Here is an 18,395-nt window from a genome sequence, read left to right as displayed (position 1 = left end):
ATCACGTGGATCCACGTAGGGCGGATTAGGCGGCACGCCGTAATCGGCCATTTGTGAGCCGCCGACGGCGCATGCATTGGCGGATTACGCTGCGCTAATCCGCCCTCCGTGATTTCCGATAAAACATGATGCCCGGGCCTCAGCTGGGGTTGTGGTCCGGCACCGGATCGTCCTGCGGCACCGGTTGCGGCACATGGGGTGGCGACGGCGGCGCCGTGTCATCGTCGGGCAACGGATCGGGCGCGCGGTGCGAGGTGACGAATTCCATGATCTTCACTCCAGATAAAGGGCGGGCGTCCATTCTACGACGCCCGCCGACTACACCGGTTTCGCCTGGCGCACGTACTTGTCCAGCCAGGCGTTGGTCTCATACAGCATATGCAGGATCGATTCGCGCGCGCGGTAGGCGTGCGATTCCTTCGGCAGCATCACCAGCCGCGCCGTCCCGCCCAAGCCCTTGATGGCCTGGAACATGCGCTCGCTCTGCAACGGGAAGGTGCCGGAATTGCTGTCCTCCTCGCCGTGGATCAACAGCATCGCATCCTTGATCTTGTCGGCGTTATTAAACGGCGACATCGCCTGGTACACCTCCGGCGCCTGCCAGAACGGCCGCTCCTCGGACTGGAAGCCGAACGGCGTCAACGTGCGGTTGTAGGCGCCGCTGCGCGCGATCCCGGCCCGGAACAAGCGCGTATGCGCCAGCAGGTTACCGGTCATGAAAGCCCCATACGAATGCCCGCCGATGGCGATGCGATGGCGGTCGGCCACGCCGCGCCGCACCACCTCGTCCACCGCCGCCTGCGCGTCCGCCACCAGCTGCGGCAGATAGGTGTCGTTGGGCTCCTCCTCGCCGCTGCCGATGATCGGGAACGACGGATTGTCCAGCACCGCATACCCCATCGCCAGGAACGCCGCCGGCCCCCAGTAACTGACCGAGTTGAAACGGTACGGTGAACCCGTGGTCTGGCTGGCCGCGCCGGCCGACTTGAACTCCTGCGGATACGCCCACATCAGCAGCGGCAGCGGGCCGTCGCGCTCCCGTTCATAACCCGGCGGCAGCATCAGGGTGGCCGTCAGCTCGACGCCGTCGTTGCGCGGATAGCGGATCTGCTCCTTGCGCACATCCTTCAGCTGCGGCGTCGGGTGTGGATAGTCGGTCAGCGCGCGCAGCTGCCGGTCGCCCGGCTTGGTCAGGTCGCGCAGATAGTAATTGGGCCGCTCGGTGGGCGACTCGCGCGTCGTCAGCAGCAAGGTGCCGTCGTCGTTGAGCACCGCCGCCACGTTCTCGAAGTACGGCGCCTCGCTCTGGAACAGCCGCGTTTTCTGCTTGGTCGTCAGGCTTAGGCGGTCGATGAAGGGCCGGTCGCCTTCCGGCGTGGCCCCGGCGCCGTCGAGCAGTATGGTGGTGCCCGGCCCGATCAGCAGACGCGGAAACCCGGTGGCGTCGGCGCGCATGACCGGCGAGCCGGGACTGCTGTAGCGGTCCTCGTACGAGCCGGCGTAAATCAGCTCCGGTGGCGTCGACAAATGGCCCGGCGCGATCATCCACTGCTTGTAGTCGCGCGTCTTGTGCCAGCGCTCGTTGATCAGCGCGACATCCTCCCTGCCCCAGGCGATGCCGGCGTAGCGCATCGTCAGCCGCGCCAGCACCTTGGGCGGTTCGGCGAACGGCGCCGCGTGCAGGTACACCAGGTCGCGGATGCCGTCGACCACCGCGCGCGCCGGATCGCCGCCGTCCTGCGCCTCGGCCCACACCAGCGACGCGGGCGCGTCGGCCCGCCACGACACGTGGCGCACGCCGTCGGACACGGCGTCGTTCCCCGGCGGCAGGCCCTCCTCCAGCGGCAGGGTCGCCACCGTGTGCAGCAATTCGCCTTCGAGGTTGCGCACGTCGACACGCTCGCCGAAACTGTTGGCCGGCACGATGTACGAGTACGGCCGCGTGATGCTCTGCGTGAGCAGATACTCTCCGCCCGGCGCGATCGAAGTGCGCGAATACTGGCCGGGCGCGCCGATCATGCGTCCCTTGCCGTGCAGGTCGAGCAGCACCATCTGCACCGTGACATAGTGCTCGAACAGGCGCGCGTCGTCCTCGTTCTTGAGCAAATCCTGATAGGTGCGCAGCTGGCGCGTGGCGCCATCGGCCTCGCTGTCCTGCTGGATCGGACCGGACGGAATGCCGGTCGATTGCGGCGCCTTGCCCATGCCGGTCGGACGCCAGTGCACCAGCAGGCCGCTGCTGTCGGGCAGCCAGTTGAAGCCGCGCGTGAGCACCGCCGACAGCGGCTGCGCCGACAGCCGGCCGGCCTTGCGGGCGGCGATATCGACCAGCCACAGTTCGACCGCGCCGCGTTCGCCCTTGAAGGCCATGTGCGTGAAGGCCAGGTAGCGCTGGTCGGGCGACCAGGCCAGGTCCGACAGGCGCAGTCCGCGCGGCAGGCCGCGTATGCGGGTTTCCTTCTGCGTGGCGATATCGAGCAGCGCCAGGTCGGTGCCGAACGAGAAGCGCGACGAGGAGCAGGTGCGAGGATTGATGCGCAGGCCGGCCAGTTTGAGCTCGGGCTGCGCCACTTCGGCGATGCCCGGCAAGGGCGGTGTCTGGACCACGGCGGCCAGGTCGCGTTGGGGACTGAGACTGAGCGCCGGGGCGCGCGGCGCATCGACGATGGCCTGCAGGGCGGCCGGCGGCAAACGGTAGCCGCCTTCCTGCGCGCCGGCCTGGGGCGAGGCGGCCATCAAACCTAAATTCAGGGGCAGCATGGGAATCTGTTTGTTCATGGATGTCCTTTCGGTCCAGAATCAGTGGGGCTGCTGCGGTTCAGTGTGCTTATGCTCAACGCGAATGTCAATGCGCGCAGCGCTGTGGAGACAATCAGTCGTGACATTCTGTAACGTCATGCTGCAACGCCGCACAGGGGATTGAAGTGCGGCGCTGCGCTGGGACCGCGCCCCACTCTCGCGTACAATCGCAGTTCTTCGAATGACGCGGTTGGATAGACTATGGAAATGACGACGCTGACGTTGCTACTGCTGGTACCACTGGCGGTGTGGCGTATTTACTCCCGCCTGAAAAAAATGATGGTGCGCACCAAGTCCGAGTTGTGGCGCCATCACGCGATGGCGAGCGTGATGTCCGTGGTGCTTCTGGTAATGTTGGGCCTGCTGATCGGCAAATGGATCGCCCTCGGCGCACTGGTCGCCGGCACCATCGTCGGCGTCCTGCTGGGCTACCGCAACCTGCGCCTGACGCGCCTGGAGAACAAGCCGGACGGCTTCTTCTACACGCCGGACCGCCGCATCCCGCTGCTGGTGACGATGCTGTTCATCAGCCGCCTGATCTACCGCCTGTTCGAAGCGTACCTGCACATGCACGACGGCCTGCCGCTGGACCCGGACTTCCTGGGCAACCCGGTCACGGCGGTGCTGGTCGGCCTTCTGGCCGGCTACTACGCCACCTACAGCCTGCTGCTGGTGCGTTGGCATAAAAGCCAGAAGCCGCTGCCACGCCCGATCGACATCTTCGATATCAAATAGGCACGCAATTGCCTCATCGCGTCAAAGTTAACTATGCAACAGCAATTATTTGCTGTAAAACGATAATTTTTGACGGAGGCGATGATGAAAACAGGTTTTGCCCGCGCGCTGCTGTGGGCGTGCATAGGCGCGCAAGCGGTGATGTTCGTGCTGGCGTGGACGGATTTCGAATCGGCCCTCGGCGCGATCGCCGTACAGCTGACGGACACCGGTATCGGTAGCGCCGCCAAGCTGGCGATGACGCCGGCGCAGCGCGCGGTCGCCGCGGCGGTCGGGCTGCCCGCGCTGCTGGTGCTCACCTATGGGCTGTGGCGCCTAGACCGCTTGCTGCTCAATTTCCATCGGCTCGACCTGTTCACCGCAGAGTCGATCGGCCACTTGCGCATGTTCGCCGGCGCCACCTTGCTGGCGACCGGCCTGTCCATCCTCGAGCTGCCGGTCCGCGCGCTGGCCCTATGCGCGATGCAAGGCGGCCAGTGCGAGATCGTGATGAAATTCAACTCCGAGCAACTGATGATGATGTTGGTGTGCGCGCTGTTCTACCTGATCACGCGGTTGATGCAGGAAGGCCGCCGGCTGGCGGAGGAAAACGAAAGCTTCATCTGATGGCGATACTGATCAATCTGGACCTGATGCTGGCCCGGCGCAAGATCAAATCGCGCGAGCTGGCGGCCTATGTCGGCATCACGGAACAGAACCTGTCGCTGCTCAAGTCGGGCAAGGTCAAGGGCATACGTTTCGCCACGCTGGAAAAGATCTGCGAACGGCTCGAATGCCAGCCCGGCGACATCCTGGAGTGGGCGCCGGACGACGGCGCGGCCGGTGATGACGGCGATGAAAGCGATGAAAGCGTGTAAAAATGCCACGCCTTTTAAACGACAGTGCTATCTTATGCAGCGGAACGGGAGGTAAACGGTGATATCCTGAAGTATCCTCACAGCAATACTTCGCACGACTATGAACACGTCCATCTACGACAAGACCGCCAAGGGCAAGGAGGAGATCGCGACGCGCAAGTATCAGCTTGCGCCGCGTCTGCGCAGCTTGCTGGTCCTGATCGATGGCCGGCGCACGGAGGAGGAACTGCTGCGCAACGTGGCGGGGCTGGGCCTGGGCGCGAGCGCGCTGGCGGAATTGCTGGAGCATGGCCACATCGTGCTGGCGACCAGCTACGGGGCGCTGGCCGAAGAACCCCCGCCGGCCGAATTGTCATTGGCCGAGCCGGCAGCGCAGGTGCAGCAGTCGGCACAAACGGCGCAGATCGCGCAGTTCCAGTCGATTTATGATTTCTACAACAAGACCATCAAGAACACGATCGGCCTGCGCGGCTTCACCTTGCAGCTGAAGGTGGAAAAAGCCAGCAGCGTGGCCGAGCTGCGCGAACTGCGCCACCCCTATATCGAGGCGGTGCAAAAGGCGCGCGGCAGCGAGACCGCCGCCGCCCTCGCCCGCCAGCTCGATCAGCTGTTGGGCATTGCGCCACCCGCCTAAGCGACTTTGGCGGCGGCGCCGTCGGTCCGGCGCTGCAGCACGAAGATCGGCTGCGCCCACTCGGTATCCTTCTTCTTTTTGCTCGTGATGAGCGTCAGTTCGGAAGGATCGTAGACGTCCGTGTTGTGCGTCAGCGGGGTCGTCATCAGGTACTGGGCGTCGGTGTTCTTCAGGAACTCGCCGACCAGCTGGATGTTACGGATATCCAGGTGGGCGAACGGTTCGTCGATGAACACGAAGCCGCCGGAACCGTCTTCCGACTTCAGCAAACCAATCAGCAGCACCAGCGATTTCATCACCTGCTGGCCGCCGGACGCTTCGCCGTCGTTCATGCCGATGATGCCCTTGCCGTCGAACTTGAAGCGCACGTGCAGGCCGGCCTGCGCCAGCTGCACGTCGTCGTTCTCCAGGCGCACCGGATCGGAGTGCACCTCGATGCCCGCCAGCTCGCCCAGTTCCTTGATGTTCTTGGAGTAGGTCTTGATGGTGTAGCGCAGCCGCTCCATGTAGGCGCCACGGGCGTTGCCGGTCGCTTCGATGGCGCGGTTGTTCTGGTAGCGGCGCTCCTCGGTCTCGGACTGGCGGCCGCTGAGCTGGTCGTTCAGGCGCTGGTACTGGTCGATGACCGTCGCATCGAGTTCCCAGTCGCTGCGCGCCAGGCTGGCCTCCAGGCTGTGGATGCGCAGGTTGACCTGGTGCGCGTTCTGGTGGTCCTTGACCAGGCGCAGGCGGCGTTCCGGACGGCGCCAGCTTTTCGGCAGATGGCGCCACGCCTTGCGCAACGCCAGCAAGGCGCGCGCGTGATCGGCGCGCTGCTCGATCTGGCGCTTGTTATTCAGGCGCATACCGGCTTCCGCTTCCGACAGGGCGAAGCGCGCGTTCTGCCACGTCGTGTCGGCGCGCGTGCGCGTGACGACGGCGTTCTTGATCAGGTTTTGCAGCTCGCCCAGGCGGGTGCCGACTTCGGTGCGTTCTTCCTTCAACGGCACGGCGTTGCGCGCCGCCTCGTCGAATTCGTCCTGGCGCGCGGCCAGTTCCTTGGCGGCGTCGACACCGGCCAGGCGGGTTTTCAGCGCGCTGATCTCCGATGCCAGCTTCGAGACGATCAACGTCAGCGCGTCCTCCTGCGCCTCCAGCGCCGGCAGCGATCGCTGGATCGCTTCCATGCGCTGCGTGCGGCCGGCGGAACCGAAGCGGTAGCGCGACACTTCCACGAACAGCGAGCGGCCGCCGCGACGTTCGCGGTGGTAGGCGTCCGGCGTGATCCACTCTTCGTGGTTGCCCAACTTGGCGCCGGCATCGACGGTGTCCACGCGCGTGATGCGCGACAGCTGCTCCACCAGCCAGGCCGGAACCTTGGCCGAGAACTTCACCACCGACATCAGGCTGTCGTCCTTGACGGTCGGCGCGTTGACCAGGTCCGGCACGATGAAGTGGCGGTAGCGTTCTTTTTCCGCCAGGCGGTAGGCCGCCGAGGCATCGCTGGATTTATCCAGCAGCACCACCGAGGCGTAGCCGCCAAGGACGCCCTCGATGGCGCCCTGCCAGCGCGCATCCGTCACTTCGACGATATCGGACAGCATGGCGTGGCCGATGCCGGCGTCGTTCAGCGCGCGGCGCATGGTGCGCTGGGCTTCCGGTTCCGGCATCGCGGTCTTGCCCTGCAACGCCGAGATGGTCGACAGTTCGCCGGCGATCTTCGAGGCGATGGCGTCGCGCGCGTTGCGCTGGCGCGCCAGCTCGATTTCCTTTTCCTGCAGTTGCTGCGCCACTTCGGCCAGGTCCGCACCGGAATCGGCGGCCAGCTTTTGCAGGCGCACCTTCTGTTCCAGCAGGCTGTCGAGCGGCTTGAGTTTGCCGTTGATGTGCGTCAAGCGCGTTTGCAGCGACGTCGATTCCTGCTCCAGCACCGTCTCGTGCTGCTGCGCGTCGGTCAGGGCCTTGGCCTGCGCGGCGAGCTGGTTGCGCTTGTCGGTGATCTGCTGGTCGGCCTGCATCAGCGGCTTGCGCGCCTCGCGCAGCTGGCGGCTCACGTTGCCGTGCTTCTCGCGCGCCTCGTGGTATTCCAGCGTCGGCAGCACTTCTTCCTGCAGGTTGCGGCGTTCCTTGTTCAGGTCTTCCCACTGGTGGTAATTGGCCACGCGCAGGCGCAGGCCTTCCAGGTTGGTCTTGGAAGCTTCCAGTTCGGTTTCGAAGCGTTTCAGTTCGACCTCGGTGTCGCGCTGGTGGCGCTTGGCCTCGTCGTACGCGTCCAGCACCTCCTTGTCGCCGAAGACCTGGAACACCAGGTCGAGCAACTGGCGCGGCGCGTATTCGCACAGCTTGTCGGTCTCGCCCTGCTCGAGCGCCAGCACTTTCGCCATCGCCGGCGACAGGCCGGCGTTGGCGAGGCGCTTACGGTAGTTCTCGACGCCGAGCCAGTCGTTGCCGGCCTCGCCGATGTCCTCGATCTGCACGTTACCGGGACGCATAAGGTACTGGCGCTTCCAGTCGCCGCCGTTCTTCTGGATCTGGCAGAACAGCGTGACCTCGTCGTCGCTGAAAAAGCCGGAGCTGCGGAACGGACGGTTCGACAGCTGCTTGCCGACGTTCTTGTTGTCGACCACGGCGCGCAGCCAGGCGGTCTGCTGGCCGCTGTGGCGCGCGTAGTGCTTGTAGGTGCGGCCCATCGAGCAATCGAGGCCGAACAGGGTGCGCAGCGCGTCGAGCAAGGTGGTCTTGCCGGAGCCGTTCTGGCCGGCGATGGTGATGATCTTGGCGTCCAGCGGGATGTTCTTGATGCGCTGCCAGTAATCCCAGTGGACCAGTTCTAACGATTTGATATGAAACATGGTTTAGTCCTTGGTGGGCAGGTCGGTGTCGTCGACTGACGGCGCGTCGGAAGGCGAAGCGTCGGGCGTGCTGTCGGCGGGGATGTCGAACACCGGCACTGAATCGTCCTGAGCCTCTTCGGCTTCCGCGTCGCCGGCCACCTGCTCCACCGCCGGTTCCTCGTCGTTGGCGGCGATCGGCGGCGTACGGCGCGGCACCGGAATGATCTGCGCCGGCGAGCGTTTGAAAACGTCGGCCAGCGCGCCGTTGATGATGCGCTCCTTCAGCTGGTCGGTGTCCATCATCAGGTCCAGCAGCGGGCCTTCGACGATGACGTCGCCGCGCCGCTCGATGAAGCCGAGTTTCGCCAGGATGCCGAGGTTCATATCGAGGCGGGTCTTCTTGCCCAACTTGTCGCCGAAGTCGGCCAGCAGCGCCTTGTAGGCGATGCCGATCGAGGTGTCCTCGGCGCGCGGCAGCGGTTTCTCGATGCCGAACATGTCGTTCTGTTCATCGTCCGCGTGCTGGTGGGTCTCCTGGCGTTCGCGCTTGGGCAGGATGATCTGCGCCCACAGCACCACCAGCAAGGCCACGCCGTCGCGCGACAGGCCGAAGTTATTGTTTTGCCAGACGTCGCGCGCGCCGAAGATCTTCGGTTCGATGGCGCGGTGCAGCGCCAGCGTCACGTGGTCGGCGTAGACGTTGTCGAGCAGTTTGAGGCCGGTGGCCAGCAGGCGCGCGTCCACTTCGGCGCGGAACAACTCGTCCGACAGCACGCGCTTGACCAGTTTGTCGTCGCGGCGCAGGTGTTGATGCGTCAGCAGGCGCGCGATCAGGATTTGGGAATCGTCATTCATCGGACTTGTCGCCTTCCGGTTTCAAAGAAAGTGAGAGGGAGGCCAGGGACATCGCCGCCACGTGCAAATCGGGCAGCTGCACCATTTCGTCGCAGGGGTTGAAGGTGACCGGCAGGCGCGCCAGGTCGCCGGTGGCGCCCTGCAGGCGCGCCTCGTCGGCGTCGCCCAGCAGCGGCAGCAGCGAGGCGCGGTAGGAGGCCACGGCGAAGGTCGCCGGCAGCAGCGAATCCTGCACCGGGATCGACGGCGCGGGCTCGCCGGCGGCGGGGGCCGGCAACTTGGCCAGGGTGGCGAAGTCCGACAGGCGCGAGAGCCATTCGTCGAGCTCCTGCTGCATCGCCGGGCCGTCGCTGATGGTGGTCGGCGCGTCCTCGCCGGACGGCAGGCCGCCGGAGACGGCGCTGACGGCGCGGTCGGCCAGCAGCTCGGTCTCGGCGACGTCGATCATCTCGGCCGGCGTGATAAACAGCGGCACCACCGGCTGGTCGATGGCGCCTTCGGCCAGCGACGCCAAATCCTCGTGCAGCAGCAGCCAGCGCTTGATGTCGGTGGTCGACAGGCCGGACTGGCCCAGGTGCACGCGCTGGCGCTCGATCTGGTTGAGGGCGCGCGAGAACATGCCCTGCATGTTGAGCAGCGCCGATTGCGCGCGGCCGATGGCCTGTGCCGCGCGGTGGGTGGCGCTGTCGGCGTTTTCGTCGGACAGGATGGCGCGCAGGATCTCGGAGCCCTTCTCGACCCAGTCGCAAGCCATGTGCCACTTGGCCTGCGAGGCGCGCAGGCGGAACTCGGAGCCGGAGGCGATGGCGTCGGAGAATTCCTCGGTCAGTTCGACCAGGCGGCCCAGCAAATGCTGCAGCTGGTCGACGGTGACGCCGCCCATCACCTGGGCGCCGGCCACCTGCGACAGCAGATAGCCCATGTCGGCCGGATCTTCCTCCTTGCCCATCGCTAGCAGCGCGTCGATCGCCGACAGCACGTTGCGCGCCATCGGCGTGACGCGGTAGACGGCGTGCTGCGCGTCCCAGGCCAGCAGCTGGTTGGTGCGCAGGCGCATCAGCACCGTCTCCAGGCTCTCGGGGAGCAGATAGGCCAGGCGGGTGTTGATGTCGGCGCGGCTGAAGCTGGCCGACGCGGTGTCGGAGGCCAGCTCGCGCAGCACCAGCAGGCGCACCAGCACGCCGTCGAAACCGCCGTGGAACAGCGCCGTGAACACCTGCAGCAGCGGCTGCGCGCGTTTCAGGTGGTAGACCTGCTCGATTTCGTCGGCCGAGATGTTCGGCTTGAAGTGCGCCTGGAGGCTGTTTTGCGTGTCTTGCTGGTCCAGCGTCGGATCGGACGCGGACTCACTTATTATAGGTTCAATCATTCTCTGCCATTCTGGTCGCAACGCGATTGCAAATCGTGCAACAAAGCATCATCATCGCGGGGGCGTCAGTATAGCAGGCGGGCGGGGGCAAGCGAGGGAATACATAACGTAGGGCGGATTAGGCGGAACGCCGTAATCGGCCATGCACGAGCCGCCAACGGCGCATGCATGGCCGATTGCGCTGCGCTAATCCGCCCTACGTTATTTTACTTCTTGGCAATTTTATCTAACGTCTGGTCGACGAAGTCGCCGTCGGCGTCCTTGAACACCACCCGCACCGGATACCAGTCCAGCGACGGCGCCAGCCACAGGTCGACCTGCGAGCCCTTGTCGTCGTCGAGCGGCTGGCGCACCAGGTGGACGGCGCTGACCTCGCCGCCGCCGGTCTGCACCGGCTCGACGTTGGCGACCTTGAAGCTCCATTGCGCGGCGTCGCGGCGGCCGGCGACGAAGTAGGCCCATTCGCTGCCCGGCTTGAACTTGTCCGGCGCGGCCCGCGCCTGCGAGGCGATCTGCCACTGGATGCTGGCGCGATCCTGCTCGCCGCCCTTGATCGGGTACGTCTCGTCGCCGACGCTGAAGCTGATGGTCTTGGTGTCGCGCTTGAAGCTGGTGGTGTTGGCCTCCTTGCGGAAGCGCTTTTCAAAGAACGCCACCGGCGCCAGGCCGTAATCGTCGATCAGCCCTTCGCTGCGCGTTTCGAGGATCTTGCCGAAGATGGCGGCGCGGCTTTCCACCGCCAACGAGTACTTGCCGTCGCCGGCGCGCCATTGCACGGTGGCCGTGCCGTTGATCGTCAACCCGTGCTGCCTGGCCGTGATGTTGTAGTTCAGATCCGCCGACGGCGGTTCGCTGTGCGCCCGCTTGGCGCTCGGATGGGCGCCGGGGGCGTCGCCGGCCGCGCGGGCGGTCATGGCGCCGGCGGACAATGCCAGCAGCACGGCGGCGCCCAGCAGGCGGATGGTTGGGGATTTTTGCATGTTATTTTCCGGAGTCTGTCATCGTGATATTGGAGACGGTCTGCGTGGTCAGCGCGCCGCTCGCTTCAGTGTTGCGCATCTGGACCGGGTACCAGTTCAGGCCCGGCGCCAGCCATATGTCCAGCCGCGACGAATACGTGCCCGGCTTGGGCGGCCGCGTCAGGTGCCAGGTGACCAGCTTGCCCATCTTCGTGTTCAATTCTTCCTCGCCGACCAGCTGGAAGCGGAAGATGGTCGCCTCCTTCTCGTCGCCGACCTGCAGGTCGATGTCGCCGCCGAACTGGTTGACGTCGGCGCGGCCGATGCCGCCCAATTGGAACGGCACCGTCGCCTTGTCCTGCGCGCCGGTCAGCAACGGATAGCTGCGCTCCGACGCCGAGAACGTGATCGTGCCCTGGTCGCGGTTGAAGTGGGTCGCGGTCTCCGCCCGGCGCGTGCGCTTTTCGGTGACCCTGACCGGTGCGATGCCGTAGTCGTCGATGACGCCTTCGCTGCGCAGCACCAACAAGTTGACGCGCGTCACCAACAGGCTGACGCCGGCTTCGAGCGAGGCGTCGTAACGGCTGCCGTCAGTATGCCACGTCATCGACGCGGAGCCCGTCCATTTGGTGCCGTCGGCGTCCACCCGCGCCACCGCCATGTCGAACTTGGCCGACGGCGGCAGATGCACCTTGTAACGCCGCGTGCCCTGCGGCGCCACCTCGACCGGCACGGCCGGCGCCGGCGTCGGCGCCTCGGCGGGCGCCGGCGGCGTGCCCGTTTGCGGCTGCCCTGCCCCGGCCTGGGCTTTCCCATCCTTGCCGCCGGCGGGCGCGCCCTCACCGCCGCCCTCCGCCGAAGGAGCGTCGCCGGCCAGCACCGGGGTGGCGGCGATGGCGACCAGGGCGTCGGTGGCCGGCGCCGATTCCGGCGGTGGCGGCAGCGCCCTGGGCGGCGGCGCGCGCTTGACGCGCGGACGCGGCGCGTCCTGCGGCGTCAACGGCTTGACGTCGACCAGCGGCGCGCTCTCGACGCGCTTGGGCAGCGTTAGTCGCAATTGCGCCGTCATCACCGACGGTGGATGGGGCGAAGTACGCGGCGTGGAGGACCCTAGGTGATTGCCCGCCCAGTCGATCGCCGCCAAATGCAGCGCCAGGGTGGCCACGCATACGACCAGCAGGCGTCGGCGTTGAAAGAGGTAGGAAACAATCGTCATGCCGCTAGTTTAACGTGTTCGGGCAAAGCCATCGGTCCGCCGCCTCGCGCCGATGGAAATGTTGTCAAAATCTTTTTGAATGCGGCCCGGATATCTGCTACGCTGAATGCTAAAACCACAGGAGACAGTTATGGCCAATACGCAGATGCCGCACATCCCGGGCGCCGGAGTGATGACGGATACTTTAGATTTTGTCAAAAACCTGTGGGGCAGCATGAGCGTGCCCGGTTTGACGGCGCCGACGCTGTCGGTCGATGAACTGGATAAGAAGATCAACGACCTGAAGGCCGTCGAGGCCTGGCTGAACCTCAATATGAGCATGCTGCGCGGTAGCATCCAGGCGCTCGAAGTGCAGCGCGGGACCATCGCCACGCTCAAATCCGTCGGCGCCAGCCTGGCCGCCGCCGTCAACACGGGCGCCAACGACAAGTCGATCTTCGACGCCAACCCGTACGCGTCGGCCTTCTTCCACCACGCCCGCGAGGCCGACAAGGCGCCCGCCAGCACGCCGTCATGGCCGCCGGCGCCATCGGCCGCCCCCGCACCTGCGCCGGCACCTGCGCAGCAAGCCGCGCCCAAGGCGGAAGACGCCGCGCCGCAACCCAAACCGGTCCCGGACGCCGCCGCGCAAATGCCCAATCCGGCCGTGTGGTGGAATCTGCTGCAGGATCAGTTCAAGCAGGCGGTATCGACGGCGATGGTTTCCGAGTCGATGATGGCCGATGCCGCCGCGCGCGCCACCGATACGGCGGTCAAATTCGCCACCGCCGCCACGGCCGGCGGCACCGGCAAAGCCACCGGTGCGGACGCCGGCGCCGGCCCGGTCAACGAGAAAACCGCCAGCGCCGCCCCTTCCGCCGTCAAGCCGGCGCCGAAAAAATCCCCGGCCAAAGCCGCGCCGGCGAAGGCCGGCAAGCCCGGTTCCGACAAGCCGTAATCATCGCGCCGCCGGCGCCCGGCCTCAGGCCAGGCGCTGGATGCGGATGGCGTCTATCAAGCCGTCTTCCTGGCGCTGCACTTTTTCGATATCGATCAAGCCCTCTTCCTCGAGCAGCTTCGCGCTGTCGTGGGCGGACTGAAAACTGTCGAGGGTATCTCCCTTGGCGGCGACCGGCCGTATCCAGGCCACGCTGCCCACTTTCATCTTCGTATACACTTCTTTTGCGATATCACGCATATGGTTTTGCCCTTTATTTCAAGGCGCAGACAGGGCTGCGCCGCGATTCAGTGTAATCATTAGGTGACCCGGAAACAAGTTGGGTGTTGCGCCCATCCGTCACCGGCATCAGTCGGGAACCGCGCCGTTGGCGGCCTCGTACTCGCTTGCCGCCGCAGCGGCAACCACGCCGGACACCGGCGCCAGCATCGCCAGCTGCTCCATCAGCTGCGCGAACCGCAGCTGCCCCGGCGCGATCGCGTCGACATGCATCAACACGCCGATCGCCTCCTCCGCCAGCTCGCGCACATAGCCGGTCTGGTGCAGTTGCGAGATCAGGATCTGCGCCGAATTGAACAGGATGCGCATATTGTGCGGCAGCGCCTTGCGCGCCACGCGCATCCATTCGACCGCCTCGATCAATTTGCCGGTCTTCCACAGCAGCACGCCCTTGTTCATCATGTCGGCCGCCTCCTGGCGCGAGGCCTTGATCAACTCGATGCCCTCGTCGCCCATGCGCGCCTTGTCGAAGATCTTCTGCACATCCTCGAGCAGCGGCGCGTTGTCATGGTTGTTGCGCGCCACGTAGCACAGCAAGGTCACCGGCGCGTCCTTGACGCCGACGGCGAACAGCAACGTCGCCATATCGAGGCAGGTGGTGCTGTCCGGACGCTGCTTGGTATCGTCGGCCAGCATCGCCTCCAGCTCGTCGCCGGATTTGCGCGCGCGCCGGTAATCGCCGCTCTCGTGGTAGACCAGGCCCTCCGTGATCTTGGCGCGCAAGGTGACCTCGTCGCCGCCGAATTGATGGACCGCCGCGTTCAGCAAGCGTATCGCTTCCTTGGTATCGTTCTTCTGGCCGCACACGCGCGCCAGGCCGAAATAGGCGTCGACGGTCTTGGCCACCGAGTACTCGCCCATCTCTATGCATTTGCGGAAGGCTTTTTCCGCCACCGGGATGTTTCCCAGCTTGAGCGCCGTCTGGCCGAACGCGCGCTGGCGCGGCACCGAATTGGGCGACAGCTTGGCGGCTTTTTCCAGCACGCCGAAGGCTTCCTCGTGCTTGCCCTGCTGCTGGTACGACAGCGCCAGCTGGTCAAAGGCGTCGATGTAGAAGCGGTTGTCGGCGATCACCGCCTGGAACATCTGCTGCGCCGCTTCGACGTCGCCGGCGCTCATGCGGATTTTCCCCAGGCCGCAGCGCGCCCAGTTGTAGTCGCGCTCCTCGAGCACCTTCTCGTACACGGCGCGCGCCTGTTCCGGCACGCCGCTTTTGAGCAGCAAGGTGGCCCTCATCCGATGCAGGTCGATCTCGTGCAGCGGATAGAGCGCGATCTGCTCCTCGCACAGGCGCGCCGCGCGCAGGTAGTCCTTGTCGGCGAAGGCCTGGTCGATCTCGCGGAAGATCTGCTTCTTGTTCCACACGCGGTTCAGGCGCGTCAACAGCACGCCCTCGGTGATCGGTTTGATGATGTAGGCGTCAGGCTGGTGCTCGGCCGCGCCCATCACCGACTCCACGCTTTTCTCGGCCGAGACCATCAGCCACACGCTGCTGGGCAGCATCAGGTTGCGCAGGCGCGCCTCCTCCAGCACCTGCTGGCCGTTCTTGCCGTCGCCCAGGTTGTAGTCGCACATGACGACGTCGTAGCGCGTCTTAGACAGCAACACGATCGCCTCGCCGCCGCTGGCCGCCTGGTCGATATGCTTGGCGCCGAGGTTGCGCAGCGACTCGCGCAGCAGCTGGCGGATGCCGACGAAGTCGTCGACCAGCAGATAGCGCTTCTCGGCCCAATCGATGTCGCCGCTGGCTTGGGTTTCCGCGTTCATGGAAGCCGCAGGATGAAACAGCCGCCGCCCAGGGCGCCGCCGTTTTCCAACGCGATGCCGCCGTGGCGCTGGCGGTGCTTGTGCATCTTCGCCACCTCGCTGGAAAAGTACAGACCGAGGCCGCTGCTGTTGCTGAGGAAGTTGACCTTGTTGCCGCCGGACTTCATGGCCTCGGCGCCGGTCTCCAGGATCGCCGGCGGGAAGCCGTCGCCGTTGTCCTCCACGCGCAGCTCCAGGTAGTCGCCATCGATTTTGACGGCCAGGCGGATGCGGTCGCGCGTGTAGCGGATGGCGTTGTTGATGGCGTGGACCAGCACACCGATGATCAGGTCCTCGTCGAAGGTCCAGATGGCGTCCGCCGGAAAATCGACGTCGAGCGTGACGCCGCGCGATTGCAGCAGGATGCGCGCCTGGCCCCTGACCTGGTCGACCAATTCGCTGACGCGGTGGGCGGCGGGATCGAACGGGTACCCGGGTTTGCCCACCTCCTTGTACAACGCTAGCAACTGGATCAGGTTGTCGTTGAGGCGGCGGGTCTGGTACAGCATCTGGCCCAGCTGCCCGTAGTGGGGCCGATCCGCGACGGCGGAAGGAGTCGGCGCGGCGGCCGGGGCGGAGGCGGCGATCAGGTTCTCCAAGGTGCCGCTAAGGACGCTGATCGAGTTCTTCATGTCGTGCACCGTCGACGCCAGGAACATCAACAGCTCTGGCGATCCCTCGTAGTGCTGCGCTTGGTCTTCGTCCATTGTGCGGTGCTCGCGCCCGGTTCAAAGGGTGATTATATCCTGCGGGATATAGCCAAGCCAACGTCGGGATCGCTTGTGTGCGCACGATATTTGCGCCAACGCAACGCCGGTGTGGCGGCGGGATCACTGGCCGCGCCGCGGCGGATCACTGGCTGCGGCGCCGCTCCTTGAGCAGGAAGCGGCCCGGATCGAGCGCCGCCACCAGGCTCGCCTCGAGCGGCGGCGGCGCGTTCTCCAGTTGACTGACCAGCAACTCGGCCATCAACGGCGCCCAGATCAGGCCGCGCGACGCGTAGCCGAGCAATCCATACAGGCCGGGGTGGCGCGGCACGTCGCGCAGGCGCTCCAGGCGCCCGGCGGCGCCGTGGTCCGGCAAGGGGCCGCACAGCGGCAAGCGGTCCGGCGCGGCGCAGCGGAATCCGACCCGCCCCGCCAGCGGCGCGCCCGCCGCCAGCGCCGCCACCTCCCCGCCCGGGACGATCTCCGCCAGCCGGGTGAGATTTTCCAGCTGGCTGCTGGCGCGCAGGGACGGATCGTCGTCGTTGTCGTAGGTCGCGCCGGCGGACACGATGCCGTTGGCGGCCGGCGTCACATAGGCTTCGCGGCAGACCACCAACGGCAGCTGCGGCACACCCCGCACGCCGGCTTCGCCGAGCGCCAAGTGCGTGACCTGGCCGCGCAGCGCCGACAGCGGCAGCAGCGCCGCCTGCGCGATGTCGACGGCGCCGGTGCCGTTGGCCAGGATCAGCGTCGGCGCCCGCGCGATCGACACGCCGTCGGCACCGATCACGTGCCACTCGTCGTCGATCCTCCGCAACGCCAGCGCCTGCGCGTGGAACACGCGGCGCAGGCGTCCGCCGCAAGCGTCCAGCATGGCCTCGCACAGCGACGCCGGCCTCGCCCAGCCGCCCTGCTCGAACAGCCAGCCGCCGTGCGGCGTCTCGCCGCCCAGCAAGCGGCCGGCGTCGTCGGCCGCCAGCCAACGCGCGTACGCCGGCGGATAATCCCAGGCCGCCAGCACGTCCTGCTGCACCTTCGCATGCGCGGCGTCGCGCGCCAGTTGCAGCACGCCGCAATCGGCGCCGTCGAAGGCCTTGCCGACGCCGCCCAGGCGCCGCCACTCGCGCAGCGCGAACAGATAGGCGGCGCGGCTCAAGCGGGTCGGAATGTTGTCGTCCTTCGACAGCAGCGGCATGAAGATGCCGGCCAGGTTGCCCGACGCCTCCTGCGCCGGCCGCGCGTGCCGCTCGATCAAGATGACCTCCCAGCCGTTGGCGCACAGGCGATGGCAGGCGGAGGAACCCGCCAGGCCGGCGCCGATGACGATCGCGCGCCGCTCCGGTCGCGGCGGCGCCGGCGGCTGCGGCTTACGGCTTCGATAGACCGCGCCGACATCGCGCGAGTCGGCGATGGCGTGGCAGGCGAAACCGGCCGCCGTCAGTGCCCACACCAGCGGCTCGTCCGGCGCGTGCGCGTGCAGCGTCGCTCCCGGCGCGGCCAGCTTCGCCAGGCCGCGCGCGAAGCCCGGGACAAAAGCGGACGCGCAGGAGGAAATGTGGAAATCGTCGACGCGCGCTTCGATCTGCGGCAGCACCGCGTCGAGCGCGCCGACCAGCAGATCGAGCGTGACGCGGCCGTCATCGAGCACGATGCGGTGGAAGCCCGGCACGTTCAGCGGCCACTGCGCGCGCAGCCGCGCATCGGCGATGCGCCCGGCCTCCGGCAATTCCTGCGCGACGGCCAGATAGTGCAGCGGCGCGCTCCCCTTCGCGGAGGCCAGCGCCCATGCGGCCACGAAGCGCGCGCCATCGGCGAAGTCCGTATCGAGGACGACGCGCCGTGGTGCATTGGCCGTCGTCACTTGCGCCGCTTCCGGCAGAAGCACGCCGGATCATGATCATCGACCATGCCGATGCCCTGCATGTAGGCGTAGATGATGGTCGAGCCGACAAACTTGAACCCCAGCTTGGCCAGATCCTTGGAGATGCGGTCCGACAGCTCGGTCTTGCTGGCGCGCGGGCCGTCGCCGGAGACAAGCGGCTTGCCCCCGACATAAGCCCACAGCAGTTGATCGAGGCTGCCGCCGCCGGCGCGCAGGCGCAGGTACGCCTGCGCGTTGGTGATCGCCGCCGCCACCTTCAACTTGTTGCGCACGATGCCGGGATCGGCCAGCAGCGCCGCTACCTTGCCGGCGTCGTAGGCGGCGATTTTCTCCGCGTCCCACTGGTCGAAGGCGGCGCGGTAGGTCTCGCGTTTATTGAGGATGGTCTCCCAGCTCAGGCCCGCCTGCGCGCCCTCCAGATTGAGCATCTCGAACAGGCGCGTCTCGTCGTGGCAGGGCACGCCCCATTCCGTGTCGTGGTAGTGCAGGTACAGCGGGTTGGACGGATTGGCCCAGCCGCAGCGTGTCTTGGTCATGTGAGTGGGAG

17 protein-coding genes are annotated in these 18,395 nt (G+C 66.3%); 5 read left to right on the top strand and 12 right to left on the bottom strand.

What is annotated here, in order from left to right; genetic code table 11:
• Positions 1-139: 139 nt before the first annotated feature.
• Positions 140-268: a hypothetical protein gene (locus tag AC07P1_RS26070; RefSeq protein ID WP_255372401.1), complete on the bottom strand. Its 129-nt coding sequence runs from the start codon at positions 266-268 to the stop codon at positions 140-142.
• Positions 269-318: 50 nt separating this feature from the next.
• On the bottom strand, positions 319-2,778 hold the full coding sequence (locus tag AC07P1_RS26065) for an alpha/beta hydrolase family protein (RefSeq protein ID WP_494698565.1): 2,460 nt from the start codon (positions 2,776-2,778) through the stop codon (positions 319-321).
• Positions 2,779-3,000: 222 nt separating this feature from the next.
• On the opposite strand from AC07P1_RS26065, the gene AC07P1_RS26060 reads away from it, so the two are divergent.
• From AC07P1_RS26060 to AC07P1_RS26045, 4 genes are all read left to right on the top strand, one after another.
• Entirely contained in the window at positions 3,001-3,534 is a 534-nt protein-coding gene (locus AC07P1_RS26060) for a CcdC protein domain-containing protein (protein WP_494698564.1), read from the top strand.
• An 84-nt stretch (positions 3,535-3,618) separates the two neighbouring features.
• The gene (locus AC07P1_RS26055; RefSeq protein WP_494698563.1) at positions 3,619-4,140 is read left to right on the top strand and encodes a DUF2975 domain-containing protein; all 522 of its coding nucleotides are present in this window, start codon (positions 3,619-3,621) and stop codon (positions 4,138-4,140) included.
• On the top strand, positions 4,140-4,391 hold the full coding sequence (locus AC07P1_RS26050; RefSeq protein WP_494698562.1) for a helix-turn-helix domain-containing protein: 252 nt from the start codon (positions 4,140-4,142) through the stop codon (positions 4,389-4,391). The genes AC07P1_RS26055 and AC07P1_RS26050 overlap by 1 nt, the downstream gene beginning before the upstream one ends.
• A 100-nt stretch (positions 4,392-4,491) precedes the next feature.
• A complete protein-coding gene (locus tag AC07P1_RS26045) occupies positions 4,492-5,025 on the top strand; it encodes a hypothetical protein (protein ID WP_494698561.1) in 534 nt (177 codons plus the stop codon).
• On the opposite strand, the gene AC07P1_RS26040 is transcribed toward AC07P1_RS26045, so the two are convergent.
• The 5 genes from AC07P1_RS26040 to AC07P1_RS26020 form a co-directional block, all read right to left on the bottom strand.
• The gene (locus AC07P1_RS26040; protein ID WP_494698560.1) at positions 5,022-7,856 is read right to left on the bottom strand and encodes an ATP-binding protein; all 2,835 of its coding nucleotides are present in this window, start codon (positions 7,854-7,856) and stop codon (positions 5,022-5,024) included. The two genes, AC07P1_RS26045 and AC07P1_RS26040, sit on opposite strands and share 4 nt — an antisense overlap.
• 3 nt (positions 7,857-7,859) lie before the next feature.
• Positions 7,860-8,693, bottom strand: a complete 834-nt coding sequence (locus tag AC07P1_RS26035) for a hypothetical protein (RefSeq protein WP_494698559.1) — start codon at positions 8,691-8,693, stop codon at positions 7,860-7,862.
• Positions 8,686-10,062, bottom strand: coding sequence for a hypothetical protein (locus AC07P1_RS26030; protein WP_494698558.1), 1,377 nt, complete (start codon positions 10,060-10,062; stop codon positions 8,686-8,688). The genes AC07P1_RS26035 and AC07P1_RS26030 overlap by 8 nt, the downstream gene beginning before the upstream one ends.
• A gap of 206 nt (positions 10,063-10,268) precedes the next feature.
• Complete coding sequence (locus tag AC07P1_RS26025) at positions 10,269-11,042, bottom strand: DUF3108 domain-containing protein (RefSeq protein WP_494698557.1); 774 nt, start codon at positions 11,040-11,042, stop codon at positions 10,269-10,271.
• Between the two features lies 1 nt (position 11,043).
• Entirely contained in the window at positions 11,044-12,237 is a 1,194-nt protein-coding gene (locus AC07P1_RS26020) for a DUF3108 domain-containing protein (protein WP_494698556.1), read from the bottom strand.
• A 130-nt stretch (positions 12,238-12,367) separates the two neighbouring features.
• Here AC07P1_RS26020 and AC07P1_RS26015 point away from each other — a divergent pair, with 130 nt between their 5' ends.
• Positions 12,368-13,174: a PhaM family polyhydroxyalkanoate granule multifunctional regulatory protein gene (locus AC07P1_RS26015; RefSeq protein WP_494698555.1), complete on the top strand. Its 807-nt coding sequence runs from the start codon at positions 12,368-12,370 to the stop codon at positions 13,172-13,174.
• A 24-nt stretch (positions 13,175-13,198) separates the two neighbouring features.
• Here the strand turns inward: AC07P1_RS26015 and AC07P1_RS26010 are convergent, their stop codons facing one another.
• The 5 genes from AC07P1_RS26010 to AC07P1_RS25990 form a co-directional block, all read right to left on the bottom strand.
• Complete coding sequence (locus AC07P1_RS26010; RefSeq protein WP_315215577.1) at positions 13,199-13,414, bottom strand: hypothetical protein; 216 nt, start codon at positions 13,412-13,414, stop codon at positions 13,199-13,201.
• A gap of 108 nt (positions 13,415-13,522) precedes the next feature.
• Positions 13,523-15,220 (bottom strand): tetratricopeptide repeat protein, encoded by a 1,698-nt coding sequence (locus AC07P1_RS26005; RefSeq protein ID WP_494698554.1) that lies wholly within the window; start codon positions 15,218-15,220, stop codon positions 13,523-13,525.
• Positions 15,217-15,966 carry a sensor histidine kinase gene (locus AC07P1_RS26000; RefSeq protein ID WP_494698553.1) on the bottom strand — a complete coding sequence of 250 codons (750 nt, stop codon included), beginning with the start codon at positions 15,964-15,966 and terminating at the stop codon, positions 15,217-15,219. Before AC07P1_RS26000 ends, AC07P1_RS26005 begins: the two co-directional genes overlap by 4 nt.
• A gap of 145 nt (positions 15,967-16,111) precedes the next feature.
• Positions 16,112-17,851, bottom strand: a complete 1,740-nt coding sequence (gene mnmC1 / locus AC07P1_RS25995; RefSeq protein ID WP_494698552.1) for an FAD-dependent 5-carboxymethylaminomethyl-2-thiouridine(34) oxidoreductase MnmC1 — start codon at positions 17,849-17,851, stop codon at positions 16,112-16,114.
• A complete protein-coding gene (locus tag AC07P1_RS25990; RefSeq protein ID WP_494698551.1) occupies positions 17,824-18,384 on the bottom strand; it encodes a DNA-3-methyladenine glycosylase I in 561 nt (186 codons plus the stop codon). Before AC07P1_RS25990 ends, mnmC1 begins: the two co-directional genes overlap by 28 nt.
• Positions 18,385-18,395 lie beyond the last annotated feature (11 nt).

The organism is Duganella sp. GW821-FHT07F09 (assembly GCF_059418705.1).
Note: the sequence above shows the minus strand (reverse complement) of the source record. Positions and strands in the feature narration are given on the sequence as shown.

Excerpts from the sequence above, each read along its gene's own strand:
- AC07P1_RS26015 (WP_494698555.1), top strand. The coding sequence starts at position 12,368 with ATGGCCAATACGCAGATGCCGCACATCCCGGGCGCCGGAGTGATGACG.
- AC07P1_RS26020 (WP_494698556.1), bottom strand. The coding sequence starts at position 12,237 with ATGACGATTGTTTCCTACCTCTTTCAACGCCGACGCCTGCTGGTCGTA.
- AC07P1_RS26000 (WP_494698553.1), bottom strand. The coding sequence starts at position 15,966 with ATGGACGAAGACCAAGCGCAGCACTACGAGGGATCGCCAGAGCTGTTG.
- AC07P1_RS26045 (WP_494698561.1), top strand. The coding sequence starts at position 4,492 with ATGAACACGTCCATCTACGACAAGACCGCCAAGGGCAAGGAGGAGATC.
- AC07P1_RS26035 (WP_494698559.1), bottom strand. The coding sequence starts at position 8,693 with ATGAATGACGATTCCCAAATCCTGATCGCGCGCCTGCTGACGCATCAA.
- AC07P1_RS26070 (WP_255372401.1), bottom strand. The coding sequence starts at position 268 with ATGGAATTCGTCACCTCGCACCGCGCGCCCGATCCGTTGCCCGACGAT.
- AC07P1_RS26040 (WP_494698560.1), bottom strand. The coding sequence starts at position 7,856 with ATGTTTCATATCAAATCGTTAGAACTGGTCCACTGGGATTACTGGCAG.
- AC07P1_RS26010 (WP_315215577.1), bottom strand. The coding sequence starts at position 13,414 with ATGCGTGATATCGCAAAAGAAGTGTATACGAAGATGAAAGTGGGCAGC.
- AC07P1_RS26050 (WP_494698562.1), top strand. The coding sequence starts at position 4,140 with ATGGCGATACTGATCAATCTGGACCTGATGCTGGCCCGGCGCAAGATC.
- AC07P1_RS26060 (WP_494698564.1), top strand. The coding sequence starts at position 3,001 with ATGGAAATGACGACGCTGACGTTGCTACTGCTGGTACCACTGGCGGTG.
- AC07P1_RS25990 (WP_494698551.1), bottom strand. The coding sequence starts at position 18,384 with ATGACCAAGACACGCTGCGGCTGGGCCAATCCGTCCAACCCGCTGTAC.
- AC07P1_RS26055 (WP_494698563.1), top strand. The coding sequence starts at position 3,619 with ATGAAAACAGGTTTTGCCCGCGCGCTGCTGTGGGCGTGCATAGGCGCG.
- AC07P1_RS26030 (WP_494698558.1), bottom strand. The coding sequence starts at position 10,062 with ATGATTGAACCTATAATAAGTGAGTCCGCGTCCGATCCGACGCTGGAC.
- AC07P1_RS26065 (WP_494698565.1), bottom strand. The coding sequence starts at position 2,778 with ATGAACAAACAGATTCCCATGCTGCCCCTGAATTTAGGTTTGATGGCC.
- AC07P1_RS26025 (WP_494698557.1), bottom strand. The coding sequence starts at position 11,042 with ATGCAAAAATCCCCAACCATCCGCCTGCTGGGCGCCGCCGTGCTGCTG.
- AC07P1_RS26005 (WP_494698554.1), bottom strand. The coding sequence starts at position 15,220 with ATGAACGCGGAAACCCAAGCCAGCGGCGACATCGATTGGGCCGAGAAG.